The 4,186-nt window shown below is 60.4% G+C and carries 6 protein-coding genes; 5 read left to right on the plus strand and 1 reads right to left on the minus strand.

The window, feature by feature from the left end; all coding sequences use genetic code 11:
* Positions 1-273, minus strand: a 273-nt coding sequence (locus KBT70_RS10225) for a hypothetical protein (RefSeq protein ID WP_296632329.1), incomplete at its 3' end; no start/stop codon positions are given.
* Positions 274-408: 135 nt separating this feature from the next.
* Between KBT70_RS10225 and KBT70_RS10230 the strand changes: the two genes are divergently transcribed.
* The 5 genes from KBT70_RS10230 to KBT70_RS10250 form a co-directional block, all read left to right on the plus strand.
* A complete protein-coding gene (locus tag KBT70_RS10230) occupies positions 409-885 on the plus strand; it encodes a molybdopterin-dependent oxidoreductase (protein ID WP_296632332.1) in 477 nt (158 codons plus the stop codon).
* Positions 882-2,198 (plus strand): ATP-binding protein, encoded by a 1,317-nt coding sequence (locus KBT70_RS10235; RefSeq protein ID WP_296632336.1) that lies wholly within the window; start codon positions 882-884, stop codon positions 2,196-2,198. Before KBT70_RS10230 ends, KBT70_RS10235 begins: the two co-directional genes overlap by 4 nt.
* Positions 2,195-3,160: a response regulator gene (locus KBT70_RS10240; protein ID WP_296632339.1), complete on the plus strand. Its 966-nt coding sequence runs from the start codon at positions 2,195-2,197 to the stop codon at positions 3,158-3,160. The genes KBT70_RS10235 and KBT70_RS10240 overlap by 4 nt, the downstream gene beginning before the upstream one ends.
* A 52-nt stretch (positions 3,161-3,212) precedes the next feature.
* The gene (locus KBT70_RS10245) at positions 3,213-3,683 is read left to right on the plus strand and encodes a hypothetical protein (RefSeq protein WP_296632343.1); all 471 of its coding nucleotides are present in this window, start codon (positions 3,213-3,215) and stop codon (positions 3,681-3,683) included.
* A 12-nt stretch (positions 3,684-3,695) separates the two neighbouring features.
* On the plus strand, positions 3,696-4,186 hold a 491-nt coding region (locus tag KBT70_RS10250; protein ID WP_296632345.1), incomplete at its 3' end, for a hypothetical protein.

Consider the following 4,186-nt stretch of genomic DNA (forward strand, 5'->3'; position numbering starts at 1 on the left):
CATTACTTCCGCAAGATCGGCCAATTCACCATTGAAAGTAAGGATCAGTGTTACCGGTCCTCCGCCGCCGTCAATTTGCGTGGCAAAAAGGGACGTATCAACATAGGTTCCTATGATGGTTGCGTCTGAAAAGTCAGGCGACACGGTTAGTTCAAGCGGCGTGTCCCCCAAACTTCCAGTAACAAACCCTGCCTGATCCTGCGCTGCCGCGCTACCTGCCATGAGCCCCAAAGCCAGCCATAAGGCATCCATGAAACGTGGTGTGATTCGCACTTCGTATCCCCCGTCTGGTGGGCCTACTTCGTAAACCTGTCTGGAGAATCTCGCCCCGTTCGTTTGGAGTGGGCACGATGCGATTTTGCGTGTTATCCTAAGCCCGTTTTTAGAAGTCTTTACGGATAGTTGCCGATGACAGTCATGAAACGCCTGCTGTTTGGAACAGTTATGTTGGCGCTCAGCGCGTCCGGAGCGGCTGCCGAAGAGGTACTTTTGACATTGACCGGTGCTGTCACCGGCGGACAGGTGGAGCTGACACAGACAGACCTTGACGCGCTCGAGTGGCACGAGATCGCGACTTCAACGACTGTGACCGATGGCCAGCCGGTGTTCCGTGGCGTTTTGATGCGCGATATCCTTGATCGTGCGCAGGCCCGTGGCGACACCGTGACGGCCCGCGCACTCAACGACTATGTGATCGACATTCCAATGGATGATTTCCACGAGTTCGACGTCATCGCGGCGCTTTACATGGACGGCATTGCACTCACACCGCGCGATAAAGGGCCGGTCTGGATTGTGTACCCACGCGACGATCACAGCGTGCTGGCCGATATCCGCTATGACATGCGCTGGGTCTGGCAACTCAGCGCGCTGCATGTGCAATGAACCGATTGGGCGCGCACTGGCGCTATGCCGGCTTGGGCGCGTTGATTGTAGTCTGTCTGGGGCTGCTGGTTGTTGCAGCTGCCAACATCATCCGCATCGAACGGCAAATGCAGATTTCGGCAACCCAAAATATGACATGGATCTTCGGTCAGACCCAGATCGAGGCGCTGTCTCTCTCCTCAGCCCTGTCAAGCGATGCGAGCTCGTCCGAGGTGCTGCTGCGTTATGATCTTCTGGTGTCACGCTTGAATCTCCTGCGCGACGGCCCCCAATGGCGCTTCCTCAGCGAGGCTGGACTTGCAGACGGGCTGATGGGTTGGCGGGACGGATTGCTCAGGCTCGATCCAGCCTATGGTGGCGACCCGGCAGCGCTGAAGGCGCATGTCACAGCGCTGTCAACGGCCTTACGCCAGAAGGCGAGCCAAGTCATGTCGCGGGAGTGGCAAGTGCAGTCTGAGCGTCTGGATCGGTTGCGTAAACTGCACCTTCTGGCGCTGGTTGCCATTATGGGGGCTCTGATTTCAGGCGCCGCACTCGCCGTTTTGCTTGTCGACCGCGAAAGACGTCTGATGCGGGCTCGGGTAGACCGGCTCCGCGCCGAGCGGTTGCAACGGGACCTGAATCGCGAGCGTGCAGCATCAGAGGGCTATCGGCGGTTCGCCGACCTGATCGCACACCAAGTACGGACGCCGCTTGCGGTCATCGACAGCGCGATGCACCGGCTGACCCGATCTGGCAAACCGCCCACACCCGAGGTGATCCGCGCCAAGGCAGACGTGTCGCGCCAGGCGGTGGCGCGCCTTATTCGACTCACCGACACCGCACTTCTGATGGCGCGGGTCGATAGAGGTGCGGTTGCGCCCGAACTGGCTTGTCACGATCTGGATAGAATTGCCGCCACCGCAATCGAGGATTTGCAGGCGGGTCGCCGCGTGACGCTTCGCAGTGGCAACCGTCCGGTCACTGCAATCTGCGATCCTGTCCTGACAAGCGAAATCCTGGCAAACCTGCTGGGCAATGCCTTGCTCTATTCCCCGCCCGACAGCGAGATTGATGTCAGGCCGCTATTCAGCGGCGATATGGCCATGTGCGACGTCTGTGACCAAGGGTCTGGTATGACACCTGAAGAACTGGCTTGTGCTTTCGATAATTTCGCGCGTGGGGCGCGACATCGCGATCTGCCGGGTTCGGGACTCGGACTGCCGCTAGCGCGCCATCTTGCACGCCTTCAGGGCGGCGATCTGACCCTGAAACCGCGTGAGGGCGGCGGGCTGATCGCGCGGTTGAGCCTGCCGGGCAAGGTGGTGACATGACCGCCCCGCTGATCCTGTGCATCGAGGACGAACCTTCGTTGCGCGATGACATCGCTGCTGAACTACGCGAGGCCAGCTATCGGGTGATTGCGGTGGGTGACGCGCGGGAAGCTCTGGATCAGCTCAACAGCCGTCGCCCTGACCTTATCCTGTGCGACATCGTCATGCCCGGCATGGACGGCCACGCCCTGCTCGCGCATTTGCGGGCCACGCGGCCCAATTTCGATGACATTCCCTTCGTTTTCCTGACCGCGCTGTCCTCGCGCGAACAGATGATCGAGGGACACCGCGCCGGTGCGGACGATTACCTGACAAAACCCATTGATTACGATCTTCTGCGCGCCATGGTCGCTGCGCGGCTCGACCAGGTGGCGCGATTGCGGTCATCTAGACGCGATGCCCCGAGTACGGCGGTGCTGGATCGGCTCGCGGTCGGCGTGGTCCTGCTGGGAAAGGATGGCGGCGTGCGCCATGCCAATCGCGCGGCGCAAATCCTCGCACGGCAGGCCAAGATCGACCTCGGCCCCCGTATCGGCGTCGAGGGCGGGGATGGCCGTAAACTTGTGGCGCTGGCCAAGAAGGTGGCCTCTGGCCAGGTGGCCGAGGCGGCGCTCCTGCTCGAAACAGGGGGCCGCCGACTTATGGTTCTGGGGCGGCCCCTTGGACAGGCAGCGGGAAAGGACGGCATCGCAGCCATGCTCACCATCTCCGACCCCGAACGTCAGCAGGCGCTTGATGCCGAGACGTTACGCCAGTTGTTCGATCTTACCCCGGCCGAAGCCTGCGTTGCACTTCTCATCGCAGAAGGGCTGCGGCGCGATCAGGTGGCCGATCGGCTTGATGTATCGTCCACCACCGTCGCGTTCCACCTACGAAACATTTTTGACAAGACAGGGATCCGCCGTCAGGCCGATCTGTTGGGGCTTGTCCGGTCAATGCCGATGGTGTGGACCGACCCGTAAGACTGCAACACCGCTTTCCAGATACCGACCAAACTGAAAGGAGACATCGAATATGGCCAAGACATCCCTTCTGTGCGCAGCCTGCATCGCATCCGCTACAACCGCAGCCTATGCCGAAACCCCGAAAGACCGGACTGTTGCGGCGATCGAGGCCGCCGGTTGCACAGTCGACGACACGAACATCAATGCGGTTCTTGACGGCCTCGGGCTCAGCGACGAGGCTTTCCGCGTCATCGGCGAAGAGCTTGTCGCCGAAGGCTTCGCCGATGTCTCCCAAATAGGGGTATTCCGCCTGACAACGCCAGCATGCACTGCGACCGCTGGCACGCAGACAGAGCGTGCTGTCGCGGCGATCGAGGCAGCCGGATGTGTCGTCGACCGGTCGAACATCAACGAGATTCTCGATGGTCTGGGACTGGCTGATGATGACTTTCGCACCATTGGCGAGGCCTTGATGGCGGAAGGTCGGGCGCAAGTATCCGATGCCGGCGCATTCCAGCTGACGACACCGAATTGCAACTAAGGAGAACGCATCATGAAATCATTCCCGTCACGAACCCTGTCGCTTCTGGCATTCGCGCTGCCGTTACTCTCCCTTCCGGCCCATGCCTGGGAGGTCGAGGAGATCGGCAAGATCACGGCCACCTTTGATGGCGAAGCCTTCGAGCGTTCAACAGTCATCGTGACCGATGGTGATCTTGTATCGCCGACGGCCAATTTGTTTCTGACTCTCAATAATTTTTCCTCCCTGAGCCTGCTGACGGAAGACGGCAATTTCGTCATTGACGCCACTTTCATGTCGCATGCCCCCGGACCGGAAACGGCACCTATTTCGACCAGCATGAGCTTTGCCCCCGATGGAAACATGCAATTCTGGATGTCCGAGGGCGCGCCGGAGCCGCTGGAAGTGACTTTCACGACGTTGTCGGTAGAGGGCGACAAGGGTCATGCCGCTGGCAGTTTCCGGGGTGTTCTCTGCTTTGCCGATGGCCTCGGGGCAGAGGTCGACCCTGACAACTGCCGCCC

Source organism: Roseovarius sp. (assembly GCF_018066915.1).
GTDB lineage: Bacteria > Pseudomonadota > Alphaproteobacteria > Rhodobacterales > Rhodobacteraceae > Roseovarius.